Genomic DNA, 22,518 nt, shown 5'->3' on the forward strand with positions numbered 1-22,518 from the left:
AGACTAATGAGCACTCCAACTTCCTCAGTAGCAGTCGATCAAAGCCTGCTCTATCCGTCCGTCTACAAAGAATTCTGGCAGCACTTCTCCCGCAACAAGGGCGCGGTGGCCGGCCTGCTGTTCATGCTGCTGATCGTGTTCTGCGCACTGTTCGCGCCCTGGGTGGCGCCGCACAACCCCAGCGAGCAGTACCGCGACTTCCTGCTGACCCCTCCGGCCTGGCTCGAAGGCGGCCAGATGCAGTTCCTGCTGGGCACCGATGAACTGGGCCGCGACCTGCTCTCGCGCCTGATCCAGGGTTCGCGCCTGTCGCTGCTGATCGGCCTGTCGTCGGTGGTGATGTCGCTGATCCCGGGGATCCTCCTCGGGCTGTTCGCCGGCTTCTTCCCGCGTTTGCTGGGCCCGACCATCATGCGCCTGATGGACATCATGCTGGCCCTGCCATCGCTGCTGCTGGCCGTGGCCATCGTCGCCATCCTCGGCCCAGGCCTGATCAATACCGTGATCGCCATTGCCGTGGTGTCCCTGCCGTCCTATGTACGCCTGACCCGCGCCGCAGTGATGGGCGAACTCAACCGCGACTACGTGACCGCCGCGCGCCTGGCCGGTGCCGGCCTGCCACGCCTGATGTTCATCACCGTGCTGCCCAACTGCATGGCACCGCTGATCGTCCAGGCCACCCTGAGCTTCTCCTCGGCGATCCTCGACGCCGCCGCCCTGGGCTTCCTCGGCCTGGGCGTGCAACCGCCGACTCCGGAGTGGGGCACCATGCTGGCCTCGGCCCGGGACTACATCGAACGCGCCTGGTGGGTCGTGAGCCTGCCGGGCCTGACCATTTTGCTCAGCGTGCTGGCAATCAACCTGATGGGCGACGGCCTGCGCGATGCGCTGGATCCGAAACTCAAGAACGCCGCCTGAGGAGATTCCCATGTCACTGCTAGAAATCAAGAATCTCAATGTCCGTTTCGGCGACGCCACGGCGGTGCCGGTGGTCGATGGCCTCGACCTCAAGGTCGACAAGGGCGAAGTGCTGGCCATCGTCGGCGAGTCCGGCTCCGGCAAATCGGTGACCATGATGGCCCTGATGGGCCTGATCGAGCACCCCGGCATCGTCACCGCCGATGCCCTAAGCTTCGACGGCCGCGACATGCTCAAGCTCAGCGCGCACCAGCGCCGGCAGATCGTCGGCAAGGACCTGGCCATGGTCTTCCAGGACCCGATGACCGCGTTGAACCCCAGCTACACCGTGGGCTTCCAGATCGAGGAAGTGCTGCGCCTGCACCTGAAGATGTCCAGCAAGGCGGCGCGCAAGCGCGCCATCGAACTGCTGGAAAAGGTCGAGATCCCCGGCGCCGCCAGCCGCATGGACGCCTACCCGCACCAACTGTCCGGCGGCATGAGCCAGCGGGTGGCAATCGCCATGGCGATCGCCGGCGAGCCCAAGCTGCTGATCGCCGACGAACCCACCACCGCCCTGGACGTGACCATCCAGGCGCAGATCATGGACCTGCTGCTGAACCTGCAGAAAGAGCAGAACATGGGCCTGGTGCTGATCACCCACGACCTCGCCGTGGTCGCCGAAACCGCCCAGCGGGTGTGTGTGATGTACGCCGGCCAGGCGGTTGAGGTGGGCCAGGTACCGGAGCTGTTCGACATCCCCGCGCACCCCTACAGCGAAGCGCTGCTGGCGGCGATTCCCGAGCACAGCCTCGGTGCCACTCGCTTGTCGACCCTGCCGGGCATCGTCCCCGGGCGCTACGACCGGCCTCAAGGCTGCCTGCTGTCGCCGCGCTGCCCCTACGTGCAAGACAACTGCCGCGCCCAGCGCCCCAGCCTCGACCCGAAAGCCGCCAGCCTGGTGCGCTGCTTCTACCCGCTGAATCAGGAGGTGGCGTAATGGCCGTCGTTCTTACCGCCCGCGACCTCACCCGTCACTACGAAGTGTCCCGTGGCCTGTTCAAGGGCCACGCCACCGTGCGCGCACTCAACGGCGTGTCCTTCGAGCTGGAAGCCGGCAAGACCCTGGCTGTGGTGGGTGAATCCGGCTGTGGCAAATCCACCCTGGCGCGGGCCCTGACCCTGATCGAGGAACCGTCTTCCGGCTCGCTGAAGATCGCCGGCCAGGAAGTCGCCGGTGCCGACAAGGCCCAGCGCAAGCAACTGCGCAAAGACGTGCAGATGGTGTTCCAGAGCCCTTATGCCTCGCTCAACCCGCGGCAGAAGATCGGTGACCAGCTGGCCGAGCCGCTGCTGATCAACACCAAGCTGTCGGCCGCCGAACGCCGGGAAAAAGTCCAGGCGATGATGAAGCAGGTAGGCCTGCGCCCCGAACATTACCAGCGCTACCCGCACATGTTCTCCGGGGGGCAGCGCCAGCGTATCGCCCTGGCCCGGGCAATGATGCTGCAGCCCAAGGTGCTGGTGGCGGACGAACCGACCTCGGCCCTGGACGTATCGATCCAGGCCCAGGTATTGAACCTGTTCATGGACCTGCAGCAGGAATTCAACACCGCCTACGTGTTCATCTCCCACAACCTGGCAGTGGTGCGCCACGTGGCCGACCAGGTGCTGGTGATGTACCTCGGCCGGCCGGTGGAAATGGGCCCCAAGGAGGACATCTACACCCGCCCCCTGCACCCCTACACCCAGGCCCTGCTGTCGGCGACACCAACCATCCACCCGGACCCGGACAAGCCGAAGATCAAGATCGTCGGCGAGCTGCCCAACCCGCTGAACCCACCACCGGGCTGCGCCTTCCACAAGCGCTGCCCTTATGCCACCGAGCGTTGCAGCACTGAAGAGCCGGCCCTGCGCCAGCTCGACAGCCGCCAGGTGGCCTGCCACTACGCCGAGCAATTCGTGCTGTAGCGGCCATGAAAAAGGCGCTCCCGGATGCCTCCGGGAGCGCCTGAACCTTGTTCGACCCGCCCCCGGCGACGGATTGCGCATCAGTCCGTCGTCGGGGGTTTCTTTTAGCCCTGGCTGTCGCCGTCATCCTCGTCGGTGGTCTGGTCGTCATCGCCGGAACTGCCACCCTGACCTTCATCGCCCGGCTCCGATTCGGACTTGGCAAGCATCTGCACCGGTGCGCTCTGGCTCGAGGAGTAACCCGGCTCGCTCACCTGCATCAGGTTGTGGGCCCAGGCCGCCGAGGTTCCGAGCGACAGCATCACCAGCACTTTGATCAACAGCACAACGCGTTGGAAAATTCTCATAGCCGATTCCATCCTTTCATAGGTGAATCATCGATGGCTGCGCGCCAGCCTTGCGGCGGCCACAGCACTGTCTGAAACCTAGTCGTGATATCCCGGCTTTTCCAGATAGCTCCCTATCGATTCCCGAGCCGCCAAAGCCCTTCCGACTAACGGCGCTCCCTTAAGAACACCACACCCCGTAGGAGCCGGCTTGCCGGCGAAGGAACCCGCAAGCCAGGCACAACAGCGTCCGCCGCCTTCGCTGGCAAGCCAGCGCCTACGAGGCGGCGGCAGGCCAGTCCTGCGCGCAAAAAAAAGCCCCGCTGTCTGCACAGCGGGGCTCGGGGGTGGCCGGCGAACTTAGTGGTGTTCGCGGGTGGCGCGGAATTTCACGTCCGGCCAGCGCTCTTCCATCAGCGCCAGGTTGACCCGGGTCGGCGCCAGGTAGGTCAGGTGACCGCCGCCGTCCAGGGCCAGGTTTTCCACCGCCTTGTTGGAAAACTCTTCGAGCTTCTTCTTGTCGCTGCATTCGATCCAGCGGGCGGACCACACGGTGATCGGCTCGTAGGAGCACTCCACCTTGTATTCCTCCTTCAGGCGGCTGGCCACCACGTCGAACTGCAGCACACCCACGGCGCCGAGGATGATGTCGTTGCTGCGCTCGGGGAAGAACACCTGGGTCGCGCCTTCTTCGGCCAGCTGTTGCAGGCCCTGGCGCAGTTGCTTGGACTTGAGCGGGTCCTTCAGACGCACACGGCGGAACAGCTCCGGGGCGAAGTGCGGGATACCGGTGAAGCCCAGCGCCTCGCCTTCGGTGAAGGTGTCGCCGATCTGGATGGTGCCGTGGTTGTGCAGGCCGATGATGTCGCCGGCATAGGCCTCTTCCAGTTGCTCACGCTCGGAGGAGAAGAAGGTCAGGGCGTCGCCGATGCGCACGTCCTTGCCAGTGCGCACGTGGCGCATCTTCATGCCTTTCTCGTACTTGCCCGAACAGATACGCATGAAGGCGATGCGGTCGCGGTGCTTGGGGTCCATGTTCGCCTGGATCTTGAAGATGAAGCCCGAGAACTTCTCTTCCTGGGGTGCCACGCTGCGCTCGTTAGCCACACGTGGCAACGGACGCGGCGCCCAGTCCACCACGGCGTCGAGCACGTGGTCGACACCGAAGTTGCCCAGCGCGGTCCCGAAGAACACCGGCGTCAGCTGGCCGTCGAGGAACTCCTGCTGGTTGAACTCGTGGCAGGCGCCCTGCACCAGTTCCAGCTGCTCGATGAAGCGCTCGTACTCGTCACCCAGGTGGGCCCTGGCTTCGGCGGAGTCGAGCTTTTCGATGATCTTGGTTTCGGTGCGCTCGTGGCCGTGGCCCGGGGTGTAGACGATGATGTAGTCGCCGGCCAGGTGGTACACGCCCTTGAAGTCGCGGTAGCAACCGATCGGCCAGGTGATGGGGGCAGCCTTGATCTTCAGGACCGCTTCGATTTCGTCCAGCAGTTCGATCGGGTCGCGAATGTCCCGGTCGAGTTTGTTGATGAAACTGACGATGGGCGTATCGCGCAGGCGGCAGACGTCCATCAGGGCGATGGTCCGTGGCTCTACGCCCTTACCGCCGTCGAGCACCATCAGCGCCGAGTCCACCGCGGTCAGGGTGCGGTAGGTGTCTTCCGAGAAGTCTTCGTGGCCGGGGGTGTCCAGCAGGTTGATCATGTGTTCGCGATAGGGGAACTGCATGACCGACGTGGTAATGGAAATACCCCGCTGCTTCTCCATCTCCATCCAGTCGGAAGTGGCGTGGCGGTCGGACTTGCGCGATTTGACGGTACCCGCCACCGCAATGGCCTTGCCCATCAGCAACAGCTTCTCGGTGATCGTGGTCTTACCCGCATCCGGGTGGGAAATAATGGCGAAAGTGCGCCTGGCGTTGACTTCGTTGACAATTTTACTATCGGACATCGCTTAAGATCTCGATTGTGCACACCGCTGTATACACGGCTAAAAGTAGCTTTGGCCGATTGCAAAGGCCAACACAGAAAACCGCGCATGTTAACAAATAGTGCCCGCAAATACCCGGCGCCCTGACATTCCGAACCGGGCTCCAATGTCAGGCATGACCTTCGTATTGGCTAAACACCCCGGGGATTCGCGCCTGAACAGTAAAAGGCATCACTTTTTATCTAGCCTCAACTAGCAATCAAGAAAATCAACTTCACTCAAGAATTAAGGTCTTTAATTACCACGTAAAACCTACCACTTAACAACACCACACCCAAGCAACTAACTAACACAATAGAAAATAATAAAATCGGCAGTAACAACAGACACTATCACTCCCCCTCGCGAACCAGCCCCATATCTTTTAAGCCCAAAACCCCCGGCCCATGGCCTTTAAAAACAAACCCACCCGGACCAGCCAGCCCGCCCCCCGAAACTCAACCCACTATAGCCAGCTATCGGCCTAAGCTCTTGCCAAAACAATAACCATACTTATTGCAAGTCAATAAGCTCAAGAAAAATCTTAATCATCATCCGGATATCTCTTAAATAACTTCAAATATTCAAGTGATAGATTAAACCCATCATTTAAATCACTTCCTGCCGCACTTCAGCCCCTCTCGAACACTCCGCAATAGTTTTGCCAGCACGCAGAAGCGAGTGGCTGCATGCCCGACCGTTCGGCGGGGCGCGACGAACAGCGAACGGAACACACCCAAGCCTGGCCTCAGGCGACCGGCGCCACCGAGCACTGCCCAATCTGCTGGGGAAAATCAGCAGCATATGTACAAGAGGACGCATCATGAACAAGAACTATGCATTGGTATGGAACCATGCACTGGGCTGCTGGAACGTGGCCGACGAAGGGGCGCGCCGACGCAGCAAGGCAGGGCGCAGCAAGGCAGTGATCGGCGCCGGACTATCGCTGCTGGGCCTGTTGCTCCAGGCTCCGGCGTTTGCCCTGCCGAGCGGAGGAAACATCGTCTCCGGCAACGCCGACATACAGACGTCCAGCGACGGTCAACACCTGACCATCAACCAGCAAAGCAACAAGCTGATCACCAACTGGAATGACTTCAACGTCAAGGCCGATGAGCGTGTCAGCTTCCAGCAGCCCGGTAGCAACGCGATTGCCCTCAACCGTGTCCTGGGCACCCAGGGCAGCGACATCCAGGGCCGGATCGACGCCAACGGCAAGGTGTTCCTGATCAACCCCAATGGCGTGGTGTTCGGCCAATCCGCCCAAGTCGATGTCGGCAGCCTGGTGGCTTCCACTCAGGACATCACCGACAAGGACTTCCTCAATGGCAACTACCGCTTCAGCGGCACCTCCAGCGCCAGCATCAGCAACGCCGGGACCCTCACGGCGAGCGACGGCGGCAGCATCGCCTTGCTCGGTGCGCAGGTCAGCAACAGCGGCTTGATACAGGCGCGCGTCGGTAGCGTGGCCCTGGGCGCGGGCAACGACATCACCCTCGACTTCAACGGCAACGGCCTGCTCGGCCTGCAAGTCAAAAGCGGTGCCGTGGATGCGCTGGCACAGAACGGAGGCCTGCTCAAAGCCGACGGCGGCCAGGTGCTGATGACCGCCAAGAGCGCCGACAGCCTGCTCAGGACGGTGGTCAGCAACCAGGGCGTGATCGAGGCGAAGACCCTGCAAAACAAGGCGGGCCGGATCGTGCTCGACGGCGACAACGGCATTGTGCAGGTCGCGGGCCGACAGGACGCCAGCGCCATCGGCGGCCAGGGTGATGGTGGCGTGGTGGAAAACCAGGGGGCCAGAGTCGACGTGCAGTTGGCCGCACAGGTGAACACTCATGCCGAGCAGGGCAAGACCGGCACCTGGAGGATCCATGCCAACGACATCAGCATCGCCAGCACCGAAAACCCAGGCCGGCTCACCCCACGCGGCCTGGTCATCACCGGAGGCATCAGCGGCACCAACTCGGGAACCACCAACGGCGTCGGCATCGGTGTCGGTGCCAATGCCACCGGCAGCGGCAACGGGGGCAATGGCGTCGGCGTGAGCATCGGGGGCAATGGCCACAACAACGTGGCCGTGATCGCTGGCGGCGGTCCAGCCAACACTCGGTCGACACTGCGTACCGACACCCTGGCATCCAACCTGGACACTACCCACATCGAGCTGAACAGCACCCAGGGCAACCTGACGGTCAGCGCACCGCTGACCTGGACGAGCGGCAACTCCCTGAGCCTGACCGCCGAGCGCGGTGACATTCGCGTCGAAGGCGCGCTGCGCGCCAGCGGCAACAAGGCCGGCCTCGTGCTGAATGCGCAGAACGGCGGCATCCGGCTCAACGACAACATCGCCCTCAGCGGCACCGGGGCGAGCCTGGGGCTGAACCATGGGAATAATGGCTACACACTCGAGGACGGCAAGGCGGTGACCCTCTCCGGTGCCGGTGCCCTGTTCAAAGCCAACGGCCAGGACTACGCCGTGATCCACAACCTGGATCAACTGCGTCAAATCGACAGCAACAGCAGCGGCCACTACGTGCTGGGCAACAAGATTTCCGGCAACGGCGCCCGCTTCAAGTCCCTGGGCGAGCGCAGCGGTTTTGGGGGCGTGCTCGATGGCCTGGGCAACAGCATTGAAAACCTCTCGGTCTACGGCACCAGCGGCAGCGTCGGTCTGTTCAGCGTGAATCAGGGAGAAATCCGCAACCTGAACCTCGACCGGGTCTCGGTCAGTGGAGACCGTTCGACTCACTACAACACCCTGGTAGGCACCCTGGCGGGCGTCAATATGGGCCTCATCTCCAACGTCAAGGCCAGCCAGGTGCAAGTCACGGGGGCTTCTCACGCCAACAGCCTGGGTGGGCTGGTCGCGCTGAACCTGCAGGACGGCAGCATCGACAAATCCTCGGCCAGCGGCACGCTGGTGGGCAACCGCTACACCTATGTCATGGGCGGCCTGGCGGCCGAGAACATCAACAACGGCCTGGGCCGAGGCATCGCCAGCATCAGCAATAGCCGGGCGGACGTCACGCTGACCGGGCAGATGGCCGGCCAATCAAGCGCCTACGGCGCCGGCGGCCTGGTCGGTGCGAACCGCAAGGCAAACATCAGCAACAGCAGCAGCACGGGCTTGATCTCCTTGGCTGGTGACAACCTCAACCTGGGTGGCCTGGTCGGCTTCAACACAGGGTCCTCCACGAGCCGGCTGAGCACTGTCGACAGCACCGTCAACGTCCGGGGCAATGGTCGCAACACCTTCCTGGGTGGCTTGATCGGCTTCAATACCGAAGGGGCCGTGAACAACGCCTCGGCCAGTGGCAGTGTGAACGGCAACAACGCCCAGGCAGTCGGTGGCTTGGTTGGCAAAAGCCTGGCCAGCCGCTACAGCAACGTTTCCGCCGCCGGCAACGTAACCGGGGGAGCACGGGCGAATGTCGGCGGGTTGATTGGCGAACTCAGCGCAGGCTCGGTGAACAATGCCTCGGCCAGCGGCACCCTCAACGCCAGTCACTCGCAGGCCATCGGCGGCCTGATCGGCAAGAGCGAGGGCGCCAGCCTGAGCAATGTCAGCGCCAGCGCCAGCGTGCTCGACAGATTCAGCCAGTACCTGGGCGGGTTGCTCGGTCACAGCCGCAACACCACGGTGAACGTTGCCGACGCCACCGGGAACGTCACGGGAGGGGCCAACGCCTTCGCCGGTGGCCTGATCGGCTACCTGGAAGGCGGCACCCTCGCCAACGCTTCGGCCAAAGGTGATGTCCAAGCCGGCGACTCAAGCTTCGTGGGGGGGCTGGTCGGCTTCAACGACGGCCGAATCAGCAACGCCTCTGCCTCCGGTAAAGTCATGGGGACTGCGGCCCAGGTACTGGGCGGCCTGGTCGGCGGCAACAGCGGCTCCATCGAGCACTCGTCAGCGAGCGCCAAGGTCACGCCCGTGAACCCTGGCTACATCCACGGCGGCCTGATCGGCCTGAACCTCGGCCAGCAATCCTTCAACCACCTCGAAGGCGAAGCCGCCAAGCTGCCCCTGATCGGCCGCAGCCTCCCCTTCTGACGCTCACGAGCGGATGAAACAGCAGCCGACCAGGTTGTTCCCATCAGCCTGGCCGGCCTGCACACCATCGGTTTCAGCGGCCTGCCCGGGGGTGCAGGCCCGGGCCTACCCCGTTAATACAGCGAGGCAATCCTGGCAACAACCGCCATTGGAACGCACCAACGCACCGAGCAAATTCGGCCAATGATGGAACCTTTTAAAAGGCCGGGGCGTCCACTCCCATGCTACGAACTTTCGCCAGGTGTAGAAAAAACAGCAAGTTAGCCTGGCAAAGCGATGCGTACGGCTCACTCTCACGCTGTTTACAGCGCACCGAAGAGCTGCTTCCCGCGATCATTCTTTCGGCTGCCAGGCATGGCACTGCCACACAAGAGAATGCGCGCTGACATAAAAAAGGAGTCCGCCTGTGGCTATTCGCTATGGCAAAGGGCTGATAGGAGGCGCTGCGGTAATCGCCCTCCTGGCCCTGCTGGTCCACTGGATCGGCATCACTACGATCGAACACTACCGCGACGATCTGTTGTTCTACCTGCAAGCTCATCTGTTCCTGGTCCTGGCTTCAATGCTAGCCGCGCTGGTGGTGGGGATCCCCGCCGGCATCGTCCTCAGCCGCCCGAGCATGGTCGGACGCGCCGAACGCTTCATGCAAGTGTTCAACATCGGTAACACCGTCCCTCCCCTGGCCGTCCTGGCCATCGCTCTGGGGATCCTCGGCATCGGCAGTGGCCCGGCCATTTTCGCGCTGTTCCTCGCCTCCCTGCTGCCCATCGTGCGCAACACCTATGAAGGCCTGAAGAACGTCCAGGGCTCCCTCAAGGAGGCCGCGGTCGGCATCGGCATGACGCCACGCCAGGTGCTGTGGAAAGTCGAATTGCCCAATGCCGTGCCGATCATCATCGGCGGCGTGCGGGTGGCCCTGGCGATCAACGTCGGCACCGCGCCCCTGGCCTTCCTGATCGGCGCCAACAGCCTGGGCAGCCTGATTTTCCCCGGCATCGCCCTGAACAATCAGCCGCAACTGCTGCTCGGCGCCGCCTGCACCGCGCTGCTGGCCTTGCTCCTCGATGGCCTGGTGACCCTGGCCAGCCGACTTTGGCTGGAACGTGGTCTGCGCCCGTCTTAAGCCCGTCAGAGCCAAGGAACCGACATGAAGAAATTAAGCCTGATACTCGGCTGCGCCCTGCTTTTCAGCACATTGGCTCACGCCGTGGAAAAACCGCTGATCCGCATCGGCGCCCGGGTCTTCACCGAACAGACCCTGCTGGCGGAGATCACCTCCCAGTACTTGCGCAGCAAGGGCTACGACACCCGCGTCACCGGGGGCCTGGGCAGCAACCTGGCCCGCAGTGCCCAGGAAAGTGGCCAGTTGGACCTGATCTGGGAGTACACCGGAGTCTCGCTGGTGGCCTACAACCACATCGACGAGAAACTCGACAGCGAACAGTCCTACGCCCGGGTGAAAGAACTCGATGCGAAAAAAGGCCTGGTCTGGCTGTCACCGTCCAAGTTCAGCAATACCTATGCCCTGGCGCTGCCAGAGAACGTGGCCAAGGAACATCCGCAGATCAATAGCATCAGCGACCTGACCCAGGCCCTGGCCGAAAACACCAAGGAGAACCGCCTGGTGGCCCTGGACACCGAGTTCGCCAACCGCTCCGACGGCATGGCCGGGATGGTCAAGCTCTATGACATGGCCCTGACCCGCAAGAACACCCGGCAGATGGACGCCGGCCTGGTCTACACCGCCCTGCGCAACGGCCAGGTGTTCGCCGGCCTGGTGTACACCACCGACGGGCGCCTCAATGCCTTCAAGCTCAAACTGCTGGAAGACGACAAGCACTACTTCCCGGACTACACCGCCGCGCCGGTGGTACGCCAGGCCTACCTCGACGCCCACCCGCAACTGGCCGCCGAGCTCAAGCCGCTGGCGGCGCTGTTCGACGACGAAACCATGCGCCAGCTGAACGCGCGGGTCGACGTCGACCATGAAAGCCCATCCGCCGTGGCCGCAGATTTCCTGCGCCAGCACCCGATCAACTAAAGAGGAGAAGACATGGAATTCCTGAACGCCTTTTCCCATCTCGATTGGGCCCAGGTCCTGCACCTGACCTGGCAGCACATCACCCTGGTGGGCATCGCCGTCACCCTGGCCATCGTCTTCGGTGTGCCCCTGGGCGTGCTGATGACCCGCTTCCCGACCCTTGCCGGCCCACTGCAGGCCAGCGCCACCGTGCTGCTGACCATTCCGTCCATCGCCCTGTTCGGCCTGCTGCTGCCGTTCTACTCCAAGTTCGGCCAGGGCCTGGGCCCGCTACCGGCTATCACCGCGGTGTTCCTCTATTCCCTGCTGCCGATCATGCGCAACACCTACCTGGCGCTGACCGGCGTCGAACCGGGCATTCGTGAAGCCGCCCGCGGCATCGGCATGACCTTCGGCCAGCGCCTGCGCATGGTCGAGTTGCCGATCGCGGTGCCGGTGATCCTCGCCGGGGTACGCACCGCCGTGGTGATGAACATCGGCGTCATGACCATCGCCGCCACCATCGGCGCCGGCGGCCTGGGCGTACTCATTCTTGCTTCCATCAGCCGCAGCGACATGTCGATGCTGATCGTCGGCGCCGTGCTGGTCAGTCTCCTGGCCATCTTCGCCGACCTGCTTCTGCAATGGCTGCAACGCTCGCTGACTCCAAAAGGACTCCTGAAATGATCGAACTTCAAAACCTGACCAAGACCTTTCGCAGCAACGGCAAGGATGTCAAAGCCGTCGACTCGGTAAGCCTGACCGTCAATGAAGGCGAGATCTGCGTGTTCCTCGGGCCCTCCGGCTGCGGCAAGAGCACCACGCTGAAAATGATCAACCGCCTGATCATGCCCACCTCGGGCAAGGTGCTGATCAATGGCGAGGACACCACCGATCTCGACGAAGTGACCCTGCGCCGCAACATCGGCTACGTGATCCAGCAGATCGGCCTGTTCCCCAACATGACCATCGAGGAAAACATCGTGGTGGTGCCACGCCTGCTGGGCTGGGACAAGCAGAAATGCCACGACCGGGCCCGCGAGCTGATGAGCATGATCAAGCTCGAACCCAAGCAGTACCTGCATCGCTACCCACGGGAACTGTCCGGTGGCCAGCAACAGCGCATCGGGGTGATCCGCGCCCTGGCGGCGGACGCCCCGCTGCTGCTGATGGACGAGCCCTTCGGCGCGGTGGACCCGATCAACCGCGAGATGATCCAGAATGAATTCTTCGAGATGCAGCGGGCGCTGAACAAGACCGTGATCATGGTCAGCCATGACATCGACGAAGCCATCAAGCTGGGGGACAAGATCGCCATCTTCCGTGCCGGCAAGTTGCTGCAGATCGATCACCCCGACACCCTGCTGGCGCACCCGGCGGACGACTTCGTCAGCAACTTCGTCGGCCAGGACAGCACCTTGAAACGCCTGTTGCTGGTCAAGGCCGAAGACGCCGCGGACAACGCCCCGTCGGTCAGCCCGGAAACCCCGGTAGCCGACGCCCTGGAACTGATGGACGAACACGACCGGCGCTACGTGGTGGTGACCTGTGCCGAGAACAAGGCTCTGGGTTATGTACGTCGTCGCGACCTGCACCGTCAGACCGGCACCTGCGCCCAGTTCCTGCGAGAGTTCAACGCTACAGCCGCCTACGACGAACACCTGCGGATTCTTCTGTCGCGCATGTACGAGTTCAACCGCTCGTGGCTGCCGGTGATGGATGCCGAGCGGGTGTTCCTGGGCGAGGTGACTCAGGAATCCATCGCCGCCTACCTGAGCTCCGGGCGTTCGCGGGGGATGAAGACCAATATCGTCTCGCCGGCTGAAACAGTGGTCGCCTGATCAATAAATAGCCAATAACCAACCTGTGGCGAGGGCGCTTGCTCCCTCGGGACCGTGAAGCGGCCCCTCTTTGCAAAAAGAATGGGGCTGCTGCGCATCCGGCGCGAGCAAGCGCCCTCGCCACCAGGTGTTTTTGACCCACCCACACGCCGGAAAAAAATATCAACAGCCGCCCCGGTCAGAGCTGTCCGGCGCCCTCCTCCGAAACAGCCAAAATCCCCCTCAAACCGCCCTCTCGCCGCTAACGTCGCCGATGTTGACGCTTTCATACTTCCCAGCTACTTGGCACGCAAAAGCGTCGAACGTGCAGGTATTTTTAACACTCGAGAATTCTTCGGGAACATCTGTCCGTCATCTGTGTCGGCTACAAAGAGAGGTGTCGATAACGCACGTCAGACAAGTGCAAAAACGCGACATTTTTTGTTGATCTCAGCCCCCTCACCGCCTAAAGTTCGCGCCGAACGTCCATGCTGGAAACGATCCATCCGGCTCAAGTACTGACGACGAGACAGCAAGGCCAAGGGCAGATTTCCCATGGCCTTTTTGCTTTCGGCGACATGCCTTGGGAAGTAGGCGAACCAAAGTGGGGATACGGAGGACGTTCACAAGGCACTGTCATCAATGACATGTCCTTAAACCCATTGATTACCAACGTTTGCCAGTAGGAGTTCCCAACGCATGTCGATTAACGTCGAAGACTATTTCGCGCGCGAAACCTTTCAGAAAATGAAGTCTTTCGCCGACCAGCAAGAAACCCCGTTCGTGGTCATCGACACCCAGATGATCTCCCAGGCCTACGACGACCTGCGCGCCGGTTTCGAATTCGCCAAGGTCTACTACGCGGTCAAGGCCAACCCGGCCGTCGAGATCATCGACCTGCTGCACGAAAAAGGCTCCAGCTTCGACATCGCTTCGATCTACGAGCTGGACAAGGTGCTGGGCCGCGGCGTCAACCCGGCCAACATCAGCTACGGCAACACCATCAAGAAGTCCAAGGACATCCGCTACTTCTATGACAAGGGCGTGCGCCTGTACGCCACCGACTCCGAGGCCGACCTGCGCAACATCGCCAAGGCCGCACCGGGTTCGAAAGTCTACGTGCGTATTCTCACCGAAGGCTCCACCACCGCCGACTGGCCGCTGTCGCGCAAGTTCGGCTGCCAGACCGACATGGCCATGGACCTGCTGATCCTCGCTCGCGACCTGGGCCTGGTGCCTTACGGTGTGTCGTTCCACGTGGGTTCGCAACAGCGCGACATCAGCGTCTGGGACGCCGCCATTGCCAAGGTCAAGGTGATCTTCGAGCGCCTCAAGGAAGAAGACGGTATCGAGCTGAAGCTGATCAACATGGGTGGCGGCTTCCCGGCCAACTACATCACCCGCACCAACAGCCTGGAAACCTATGCCGAGGAAATCATCCGCTTCCTCAAGGAAGACTTCGGCGACGACCTGCCGGAAATCATCCTCGAGCCAGGCCGTTCGCTGATCGCCAACGCCGGCATCCTGGTCAGCGAAGTAGTACTGGTGGCGCGCAAATCCCGCACCGCCGTCGAGCGCTGGGTGTACACCGACGTGGGCAAGTTCTCCGGCCTGATCGAAACCATGGACGAGTCCATCAAGTTCCCGATCTGGACCGAGAAGAAAGGTGAAGTGGAAGAAGTGGTGATCGCCGGCCCGACCTGCGACAGCGCCGACATCATGTACGAGAACTACAAGTACGGCCTGCCACTGAACCTGGCCATCGGCGACCGCCTGTACTGGCTGTCCACCGGCGCCTACACCACCAGCTACAGCGCGGTGGAATTCAACGGCTTCCCGCCGCTGAAGGCCTTCTACGTTTAAAGACGGCAGCTAGCTGCAAGAAAAAGCCCATGACTTGTCATGGGCTTTTTTGTGCGCGCGGTTCAGTGATTCAACGATCTTCCCGGACATGCCAAATACGCAGGATGGACAAGGCCATGCCTTGAATCTCATAACGCATCTCGTAATGCCCCACCAGCAATCTTCGAACATCCCTCGGCTTGAATTCCTCCAACTGCTCTCCCAATCGAGGGTTAGATAGAAGAGCATCTGGAGCCTGCACCAGCGATTGCACGGTCCGAGCAGCAGTAGAACGATTGGCCTGGGCGAGAAACTCAAAAAGCCGAGCCAGATCGGATAGGGCCTTGCTCGTCCATTTCAGCTGTCTCATTTTGGTAAGGGCAGAGGGTTGTCGCCAGACAGACTCTGCGCCCAAGCCAACACTGACTGATGATCGACAACCCTTCCAGCATCGACATCTGCCAAGGCCTCAAGCGTCAGTCGACGGCGCTCTTCTTCCTGGTCAACCCAGGCCACCAACGCCTGCTTCACGACCCAGGCCCGGGAGCGTTCCAGGCGAGAAGCAAGTTGATCGACCTTATCAGCCAGGTCCAAGGGAATGTGAGCGGTCAGTACTTTTGTCGCGGGCATGAGGCAAGACCTGCATCAGAATGATTAAAAGCGATTAGCTTTGAATCATAGTGATTTAAGACAACACAGCAAGCCGCTCTCCATCCCGTTCGTCACCCAATTGCGCCGCCCGCCGCTGATAGGCCTGAGCCAGGTCGCGAATCTCGGGGTGCGTGGCCTTGAGCAGCGCGGCGCATGCCACCCGGAGGAAATTCAGGTTGCCACCGGCCAGAGCCCGTTGCAGCCACGCCACGGCTTCGTCAATACGCCCGGCATCGGCCAGCACCGCCGCATGGCTGAACTGCCCGCGAAAATCCCCGCCTTCGGCCGAGCGCCGGTACCAGTCCCGCGCCGCTTCAAGGTCGGCCTGGCACACCAGCCCCTCCTCCAGGTAGCGCCCCAGCAGGTTCATCGATTTGGCATGGCCAAGGTCCGCCGCACGACGGTAACAGGCCAGGGCCAAGGCATGGTTCTGCACCACGCCGCGACCGGTGGCCAACAGGTTGGCGTAGTTGTACAGCCCCCAGTCCAACCCCGCCTCGGCAGCCAGGCGATAGTGCCCGGCCGCGCGGGCGGCATCCGCCGGGCAACCCCAGCCGTGCTCATGGCAGCGCCCGAGCATGTTGCGCGCCATCAGGTGCCCGCGTTGTGCGGCGATCTCGAACCAGCGCACCGCCAGGGGTTGATCCTGCTGGATGCCGCGGCCGTCGAGGAGGATCTGCCCCAGCAGCGCCTGGGCGTCCAGCAGGCCCTCGGAAGCAGCGGCCAGCACCGCCTGGGCGGCGCGGGCCGGGCTCTCTTCAAGCATGGCGCTCAGTTGCGCGCCGTCGAGGAGCTCCTCGCGGCGAAGTTGAAAAGTCACGGCTTACACCTCGACCCAGCGACGCAGAAGGTTGTGGTAGGTGCCGGTCAGGCGGACCAGCGAAGGATGGTCGGGCACGTCCCGGGTCAGCTCCTGGATCGCGCCGTCCATCTCGAACAGCAAGGCGCGCTGGCTATCTTCGCGCACCAGGCTCTGGGTCCAGAAGAATGAGGCGTAGCGAGCACCCCGGGTCACCGGGTTGACCTTGTGCAGGCTGGTGCCTGGATACAGCACCATGTCCCCCGCCGGCAGCTTGACCCGCTGCAGGCCGAAGGTGTCCTGGATCTCCAGCTCGCCGCCTTCGTAATCCTCGGGGTCGCTGAAGAACAGGGTCGACGACAGGTCCGTACGCACCCGCTCCGGGCTGCCCTTGGGCTGGCGCACCGCGTTGTCGATATGAAAATCGAAACTGCCGCCGGCGGTGTAGCAGTTGATCAGCGGCGGAAACACCTTGTGCGGCAAGGCGGCGGACATGAACAGCGGGTTCTGCCACAGGCGATCGAGCATCGCCGCGCCGATCTCCTGGGCCAGCGGGTGGCCTTCCGGCAGTTGCAGGTTGTGCTTGGCCTTGGCCGACTGGTAACCGGCGGTGATCTTGCCGTCCGCCCAGTCCGCCTGTTCCAGGGCTTCACGGATGCGCCCGACCTCGTCACGGGTGAACACGCCAGGGATGTGCAGCAACATGGCCAGGTACCTGCAGAGCGAAAGGCCGTCAATGATATTGATTCTTATTGACTGTGTAAAACCCCGGGACGCATGAGAACGTAAAAACCGTAAAGGCAAATTGTAAAGAATGTAAATTAAGTGCGAATAGCAATATTTCGCAATTGATAACAAATGTTTCTTTCCCCTATATTCCGCCGCCTCAAATCCTTGGGGAGGGGAAAAACATGTCACGCCAACAACCACCATCCGCTGTCAGTTCACCACGCCTGCTGGCGTCTGCAATTGGCGTGGCGATCACCGCCGGCTCCGCAGGCCATATGGTCCAGGCGGCTGAAGAGACTCAGCAGAAGACTTCGGGCAAAGCCATTGCCCTGGAAGCCACCAGCATTACCGGTGAGGCCCAGGACCAAACGTCCTACAAGGTCGAAAACTCCTCCTCGAAAAAGTACACCGCGCCGCTGGTGAACACCCCACGCTCGGTGACCGTGGTGCCACAGCAAGTACTCAAAGACACCGCGGCCACCTCGCTGCAGGACGCCCTGCGTACCGTGCCCGGTATCACCTTCGGTGCCGGTGAGGGCGGCAACCCCCAAGGCGACCGTCCGTTCATCCGGGGGTTCGACGCCCAAAGTGACACCTACCTGGACGGCGTCCGCGACACAGGTGCCCAAAGCCGCGAAGTCTTCGCAGTTGAAAACATCGAAGTCAGCAAAGGCCCTAACTCGGCCATGGGCGGCCGTGGCGCCGCTGGCGGCAGCATCAACCTGGTGAGCAAGAAGGCGCACCTGGGTAACTCCCTGGACGGTGGCTTCACCTGGGGCTCCGATCAGACCCAGCGCTACACCCTGGATGGCAACTACCAGTTCAGCGATACCGCCGCTGGCCGTCTGAACCTGATGAGCCATGAAAGCAACGTCGCCGGACGAGACAAGGTCAACTACGACCGCTGGGGCATCGCCCCGTCCCTGGCCTTCGGCCTAGGCACCGACACCCGGGTATTCCTCGATTACTACCACCTGGAAAGCGATGACCTGCCGGACTCGGGCATTCCCTACGGCTATTCCATGGGCACCGCCCACACCGCGGCCCATCCGGACAAACCGGTCAACGGCGGCGACAGCAGCAACTTCTATGGCCTGACCGACCGCGACTTCCGCAAGTCCCGCGTGGACACCGCGACCTTCGCCATTGAGCACGACCTGAATGACTCGCTGACCCTGAAGAACACTTTCCGTCACGGCACCAGCATGCAGGACTACATCCTGACCCAGCCGGACGACAGCCAGGGCAACGTGCGTAGTGGCACCGTCTGGCGCCGGGCCAACACCCGGGTGTCGAACACCGACACCACCACCAACCAGACCGATCTGTATGGTGAGTTCGTGCTGGGCGGCTTCAAGAACAACTTCTCCGCCGGCATCGAACTGTCCGACGAGTCCTCGAGCAAAAGTGGCTACACCGTTTCCAACAACGCCAATATCAAGTGCAACGTGCCGCAGCCTGCTGGCGTTTGTACTTCGCTGTCGAATCCGACTCCGGATGACGCCTATGCCGGCACCATCAGCCGCAACTACGCGGGCACCGACACCGAAGGCACCACCCGGGCCATCTACTTTGCCGACACTCTGGAGCTGACCCCGCAGTGGCTGGTCAACATGGGCCTGCGCTACGACCACTTCGAAACCCAGGCCAAGACCAAGAACACCGCGCGCACCACCACCTTCAAGGCCGAGGACACCAGCGAATTCGTGACAGGCCAACTGGGCCTGGTATGGAAGCCGCAGGACAACGGCAGCGTCTATATCTCCTATGCCACCTCGGCTACACCGGTCGGCAGCACCCTGGACAACGGCGCCGAGACCAACCCGTTTGCCACCACCTCCGGCACGCCGACCAGCATCGTCAGCGACATGAAGCCCGAGGAAACCGTCAACTACGAGATCGGCACCAAGTGGGACCTGTTCAACGACCGCCTGGCACTGACCGGTGCGATCTTCCGTACCGAAAAGGAAAACACCCGGGTCCTGAGCAGCAACTACACCTACGAAAACGCCGGCAAGACCCGAGTTGACGGCCTTGAGCTGACTGCGAGCGGCAAGCTGACCGACAAGTGGCAAGTGTTCGCCGGCTACAGCTACCTGGACAGCACCATCGTCGATCCGGGCGCCAGCGGTGATCGCAGCGGTAAAGTCAGTGGCCTCGCCAACCCGGCCAAGGGCAATGAATTGCCAAATACGCCGAAAAACAGCTTCAGCCTGTGGACCACCTATAACCTGACCCAGAAGCTGACCATCGGCGGTGGCGCCTTCTACGTCGACAAGGTCTGGGGCGATAACAACAACAGCCTGTACGTGCCGTCCTACACCCGCTACGACGCCATGGCCAGCTACAAGCTGACCAAGAACGTCGACCTGCAGTTGAACGTGCAGAACCTGACCGACAAGACCTACTACGACAAGGCCTACGCGGCGCACTTCGCCAACCAGGCGGCCGGTCGTACCGCGCTGCTGACCACCAGCTTCCACTTCTGATCCAGCGCAAGACCTTCCTGTAGCCACGGCCACAGGCGCCCAAGCCCCACGCATTTCAATGCCTGGGGCTTTTGCATGTAAAAACGAATGCTTCTCGACAACACACGGCATAATGCGCGCCGTGTTTCCTCTCTCTGGACGAACAAGGCGAGTGACGTGTTGAAGAAAACCCTGTTCCAGCTGCACTGGTTCTTCGGCATCAGCGCGGGGCTGATCCTGGCCCTGATGGGCATCACCGGGGCGACCGTGTCGTTCCAGGACGAAATCCTGCGCGTCCTCAATCCATCGGTGCTGCAAGTCGACAAGCTCCCCGCCGGGGTGCTGCCGCCCGCCGAACTGGTGGAAAAAATCCAGGCCGCCGAAGGCAAGACGGTGTCCATGCTCTGGGTCGAGACCGACAGCGGCAACGCCGCGCGGGTGTTCTTCACCCCGCCGCCGGGGGAACGCCGTGGCCAGATGCGCTACTTCGACCCCTATACCGGCGAGTTCATGGGCGACGCCGTCGGCCAGGACTTCTTCGGCCTCATGCTGCAATTGCACCGCTTCCTGGCCATCGGCGACACCGGCCGGCAGATCACCGGCGCCTGCACCCTGATCCTGATCTTCTTCTGCCTGTCCGGGCTGTACCTGCGCTGGCCGCGCCAGGTCGGCAACTGGCGGGTGTGGCTGACCCTGGACTGGGCCAAGAAAGGCCGCGGCTTCAACTGGGACCTGCACGCCGTGTTCGGCACCTGGTGCCTGCTGTTCTACCTGCTGTTCGCCCTCACCGGCCTGTACTGGTCCTACGATTGGTACCGGGAGGGCCTGACCAAGCTGCTCTCCGATGCGCCACACAGCGAACGCCAGCGTGGCGGCCGCGGTGGCCCACCGCCCAAGGGCCCGGCCCCGGTGGCGGACTACAACGCCATGTGGAGCAGCATCTACAGCGCCGCCGGCAAGGACCTCAATGCCTACAACATCCGTATGCCTGCCGTGGCCGGGCAGCCGGCGACCGTGTTCTACCTGCTCAAGAGCTCCCCCCACGAACGGGCGCTGAACCAACTGACCCTGGACCCGGCCACCGGGGTGATCAGCCGTCATGACCGCTACGCCGACAAGAGCCTCAAGTCGCAGTTGCTCACCAGCGTCTACGCGCTGCACGTGGGCAGCTACTTCGGCCTGGTGGGGCGCATCCTGCTGACCCTGGCCTCCTTGACCATGCCGCTGTTCTTCGTCACCGGCTGGCTGCTGTACCTGGATCGCCGACGCAAGAAGCGCCAGATCAAGCAGGCCCGCCAGGGCCTGGAAAGTACCGCCCCCGACGGCTCGGCGTGGCTGATCGGCTTCGCCAGCCAGAGCGGCTTTGCCGAGCAGCTGGCCTGGCAGACCGCCGGGCAATTGCAGGCTGCCGGGGTGGCGACCAAGGTCCAGCCGCTGAGCAATCTCAGCGAACAGGACCTGCGTGACGCTCAGCGCGCGCTGTTCGTGGTCAGCACCTTTGGCGACGGCGAAGCACCGGACAGCGCCCGCGGCTTCGAGCGCAAGCTGCTGGGCCGCGAGCTGTCGCTGCAAGGCCTGCAATACGCCGTGCTCGGCCTGGGCGACCGCCAGTACCAGCACTTCTGCGGCTTTGCCCGACGCCTTCACGACTGGCTGTCGAACCAGGGCGGCAGCACCCTGTTCGCCCCCATCGAGGTGGACAGCGGCGACAGCTACGCCCTGCGCCACTGGCAGCAGCAACTGGGCCAGCTCACCGGCCATGCCCCGGTAGACCTGTGGCAGGCCCCGGCCTTCGACAACTGGACCCTGAAGAGCCGCACCCTGCTCAACCCCGACAGCAGCGGCTCCGGGGTCTACCTGCTGCAACTGCTGGCCCCCAGCGCCAGCAGCTGGCTGGCTGGCGACCTGGTGGAAGTCATGCCGCGCAACAGCCCGTGGCTGGTCGAATACTTCCTCGACGGCCTGGGGCTTTCCGGCGAGGCCAGGGTCCAGCTCGACGGCCTGGAAGAGAGCCTGGAACAAGCCTTGGGCAGCCGCCAGCTACCAGAAAACCGCACCCACCTGGTGGGCCTGCACGCCCAGGCCCTGGTGGATGCCCTGGTGCCCCTGAGCATGCGCGAATACTCCATCGCCTCGATTGCCGCCGACGGTTGCCTGGAGCTGCTGGTACGCCAGGAACGCCACGCCGACGGCAGCCTGGGGATCGGTTCCGGCTGGCTCACTGAGCATGCTGCGGTGGGTTCGAGCATCAGCCTGCGGGTGCGGCGCAACAGCGGCTTCCACCTGCCGGCCGAACCTTGCCCACTGATTCTGCTGGGCAACGGCACCGGGCTGGCGGGCTTGCGCAGCCTGCTCAAGGCGCGGATCGCCGAGGGCCAGCAACGCAACTGGCTGATCTTTGGCGAGCGCAATGCCGAGCATGATTTCTACTTCAAGGATGAACTGCAGGAATGGCGCACCCGGGGCGACCTGAGCCGCCTGGACCTGGCGTTCTCCCGGGACCAGGCCGAGAAGATCTACGTCCAGGACCGCCTGCGCCAGGCGGCGGACGAGCTGAAAAAATGGCTGGACGATGGCGCCGCGATCTACATCTGCGGCAGCTTGCAGGGCATGGCGTCGGGAGTGGACCAGGTACTCAACGAACTGCTGGGAGCAGAACACGTCGAACGCCTGATTGAGCAGGGTCGCTACCGCCGCGACGTTTACTGAGGCGTCAGACGCTTCACCGGCAAGCCGGCTCCTACATCAATCGTGCCGCACCCTCCGTAGGAGCTGGCTTGCCAGCGAAGGCGCCCGCCTGAACAGCGCAAGGCTCACGGGCCCTATTCGCCGGCAAGCCGGCTCCTACATCAATCGTGCCGCCCCCTCCGTAGGAGCTGGCTTGCCAGCGAAGGCGCCCGTCAGAACGGCGCAAGGCTCAAGGGCCTCTTCGCCAGCAAGCCGGCTCCTACATCAATCGTGCTGCACCTTCCG

17 protein-coding genes are annotated in these 22,518 nt (G+C 62.7%); 11 read left to right on the forward strand and 6 right to left on the reverse strand.

All coding sequences use genetic code 11. The features are described 5' to 3' along the window. Positions 1 to 6 precede the first annotated feature (6 nt). From M2395_RS17245 to M2395_RS17255, 3 genes are read left to right on the forward strand one after another with little or no spacing between them, the layout of a single operon-like run. Positions 7 to 918, forward strand: coding sequence for an ABC transporter permease subunit (locus M2395_RS17245; protein WP_011059232.1), 912 nt, complete (start codon positions 7 to 9; stop codon positions 916 to 918). Positions 919 to 928: 10 nt separating this feature from the next. Further along, positions 929 to 1,897 carry an ABC transporter ATP-binding protein gene (locus M2395_RS17250; protein WP_123430071.1) on the forward strand — a complete coding sequence of 323 codons (969 nt, stop codon included), beginning with the start codon at positions 929 to 931 and terminating at the stop codon, positions 1,895 to 1,897. Then, positions 1,897 to 2,868 carry a peptide ABC transporter ATP-binding protein gene (locus M2395_RS17255; RefSeq protein WP_011059230.1) on the forward strand — a complete coding sequence of 324 codons (972 nt, stop codon included), beginning with the start codon at positions 1,897 to 1,899 and terminating at the stop codon, positions 2,866 to 2,868. The genes M2395_RS17250 and M2395_RS17255 overlap by 1 nt, the downstream gene beginning before the upstream one ends. A gap of 104 nt (positions 2,869 to 2,972) precedes the next feature. On the opposite strand, the gene M2395_RS17260 is transcribed toward M2395_RS17255, so the two are convergent. Continuing rightward, positions 2,973 to 3,215, reverse strand: coding sequence for a hypothetical protein (locus M2395_RS17260; RefSeq protein WP_015634142.1), 243 nt, complete (start codon positions 3,213 to 3,215; stop codon positions 2,973 to 2,975). A 339-nt stretch (positions 3,216 to 3,554) separates the two neighbouring features. Next, positions 3,555 to 5,144, reverse strand: coding sequence for a peptide chain release factor 3 (locus tag M2395_RS17265; protein ID WP_077933347.1), 1,590 nt, complete (start codon positions 5,142 to 5,144; stop codon positions 3,555 to 3,557). An 841-nt stretch (positions 5,145 to 5,985) separates the two neighbouring features. On the opposite strand from M2395_RS17265, the gene M2395_RS17270 reads away from it, so the two are divergent. The 6 genes from M2395_RS17270 (at position 5,986) to M2395_RS17295 (ending at position 14,919) form a co-directional block, all read left to right on the forward strand. Beyond that, complete coding sequence (locus M2395_RS17270) at positions 5,986 to 9,216, forward strand: GLUG motif-containing protein (protein WP_123430070.1); 3,231 nt, start codon at positions 5,986 to 5,988, stop codon at positions 9,214 to 9,216. Positions 9,217 to 9,622: 406 nt separating this feature from the next. Beyond that, positions 9,623 to 10,339 carry an ABC transporter permease gene (locus M2395_RS17275; protein WP_011059227.1) on the forward strand — a complete coding sequence of 239 codons (717 nt, stop codon included), beginning with the start codon at positions 9,623 to 9,625 and terminating at the stop codon, positions 10,337 to 10,339. Positions 10,340 to 10,363: 24 nt separating this feature from the next. Continuing rightward, positions 10,364 to 11,257, forward strand: coding sequence for a glycine betaine ABC transporter substrate-binding protein (locus M2395_RS17280; protein WP_015634139.1), 894 nt, complete (start codon positions 10,364 to 10,366; stop codon positions 11,255 to 11,257). A gap of 12 nt (positions 11,258 to 11,269) precedes the next feature. Further along, complete coding sequence (locus tag M2395_RS17285) at positions 11,270 to 11,923, forward strand: ABC transporter permease (protein ID WP_011059225.1); 654 nt, start codon at positions 11,270 to 11,272, stop codon at positions 11,921 to 11,923. After that, entirely contained in the window at positions 11,920 to 13,077 is a 1,158-nt protein-coding gene (locus M2395_RS17290) for a betaine/proline/choline family ABC transporter ATP-binding protein (protein ID WP_015634138.1), read from the forward strand. Before M2395_RS17285 ends, M2395_RS17290 begins: the two co-directional genes overlap by 4 nt. Positions 13,078 to 13,755: 678 nt before the next feature. Next, entirely contained in the window at positions 13,756 to 14,919 is a 1,164-nt protein-coding gene (locus M2395_RS17295) for a type III PLP-dependent enzyme (protein WP_015634137.1), read from the forward strand. A gap of 70 nt (positions 14,920 to 14,989) precedes the next feature. Here M2395_RS17295 and M2395_RS17300 read toward each other — a convergent pair whose 3' ends face one another. The 4 genes from M2395_RS17300 to M2395_RS17315 are packed head-to-tail and all read right to left on the reverse strand — an operon-like array spanning position 14,990 to position 17,053. Further along, a complete protein-coding gene (locus M2395_RS17300) occupies positions 14,990 to 15,268 on the reverse strand; it encodes a type II toxin-antitoxin system RelE/ParE family toxin (RefSeq protein WP_072443006.1) in 279 nt (92 codons plus the stop codon). Beyond that, complete coding sequence (locus M2395_RS17305) at positions 15,265 to 15,528, reverse strand: CopG family ribbon-helix-helix protein (RefSeq protein WP_047283908.1); 264 nt, start codon at positions 15,526 to 15,528, stop codon at positions 15,265 to 15,267. The genes M2395_RS17300 and M2395_RS17305 overlap by 4 nt, the downstream gene beginning before the upstream one ends. A 55-nt stretch (positions 15,529 to 15,583) precedes the next feature. Further along, on the reverse strand, positions 15,584 to 16,369 hold the full coding sequence (locus M2395_RS17310; RefSeq protein WP_077933345.1) for a tetratricopeptide repeat protein: 786 nt from the start codon (positions 16,367 to 16,369) through the stop codon (positions 15,584 to 15,586). A 3-nt stretch (positions 16,370 to 16,372) separates the two neighbouring features. Beyond that, positions 16,373 to 17,053 (reverse strand): Fe2+-dependent dioxygenase, encoded by a 681-nt coding sequence (locus M2395_RS17315; RefSeq protein ID WP_011059221.1) that lies wholly within the window; start codon positions 17,051 to 17,053, stop codon positions 16,373 to 16,375. A gap of 206 nt (positions 17,054 to 17,259) precedes the next feature. Between M2395_RS17315 and M2395_RS17320 the strand changes: the two genes are divergently transcribed. Both M2395_RS17320 and M2395_RS17325 read left to right on the forward strand, forming a co-directional pair. After that, positions 17,260 to 19,566: a TonB-dependent siderophore receptor gene (locus tag M2395_RS17320; protein ID WP_065364619.1), complete on the forward strand. Its 2,307-nt coding sequence runs from the start codon at positions 17,260 to 17,262 to the stop codon at positions 19,564 to 19,566. A gap of 156 nt (positions 19,567 to 19,722) precedes the next feature. Continuing rightward, entirely contained in the window at positions 19,723 to 22,254 is a 2,532-nt protein-coding gene (locus M2395_RS17325; protein WP_077933343.1) for a sulfite reductase flavoprotein subunit alpha, read from the forward strand. Positions 22,255 to 22,518: the final 264 nt, after the last annotated feature.

The sequence above is a fragment of the Pseudomonas sp. BIGb0176 genome, assembly GCF_024810175.1.
Taxonomy (GTDB): domain Bacteria; phylum Pseudomonadota; class Gammaproteobacteria; order Pseudomonadales; family Pseudomonadaceae; genus Aquipseudomonas; species Aquipseudomonas protegens.